The following is a 604-nucleotide window of genomic DNA, read 5'->3' on the forward strand; positions in this document are numbered from 1 at the left end:
TTGGAGTATCAGGTATAGATTCCATAATTGATTTTCAAGGCAAAAAAGACACATTTGGAAAAATTCTCCGAATAACAGCAATAGCTATTGCTGATGAGCTTTGCTCTGCATCTGAATTAGTAAAAGGAAAAACCCTACAAAACCCTGCAGCAATAATTCGAAATTACAAGTTTACAGCCAATGAAGGTACAATGAAATCACTTCTTCGTCCTGATGATGAAGATTTGTTTAGATAGAGATTCTTCAAAAAATTTTAAAACAACTCTACTGTACTTTGAACGGTACAAATTGGATCTTTTAAACTCCGAATTACACTGTCATAACAAATTTTCTAATTTCAATATAGGATATCACGATACTCCATACGATTGCAATATTACTATTCCAGAATAACTTGAACAATCACACAATCTTGGTTTAGATGTTTTGTTTGTTACAAATCATAACACCTTAGATGGCTATTCACAAATTTTAGAATATCAAAAAAATCATCCAAAATATAGAAATCTCCAAATTTACCCTGCTGAGGAAGTAACAACCGATCAAGATGCACACGTTTTGGTTTATGGATTATCCAAAAAAATCAAAGCCGGTTTAACATTTG

The 604-nt window shown here is 32.0% G+C and carries 1 protein-coding gene; it reads left to right on the forward strand.

What is annotated here, in order from left to right; translation table 11 throughout:
• Positions 1-236 (forward strand): coenzyme F420-0:L-glutamate ligase (locus V3W49_RS22855; RefSeq protein WP_500148256.1); only part of this gene is annotated, 236 nt, incomplete at its 5' end.
• Between the last annotated feature and the right edge of the window lie 368 nt (positions 237-604).

The sequence above is a fragment of the Rosenbergiella sp. YN46 genome (assembly GCF_036620675.1).
Classification (GTDB): Bacteria; Pseudomonadota; Gammaproteobacteria; order Enterobacterales; family Enterobacteriaceae; genus Jejubacter.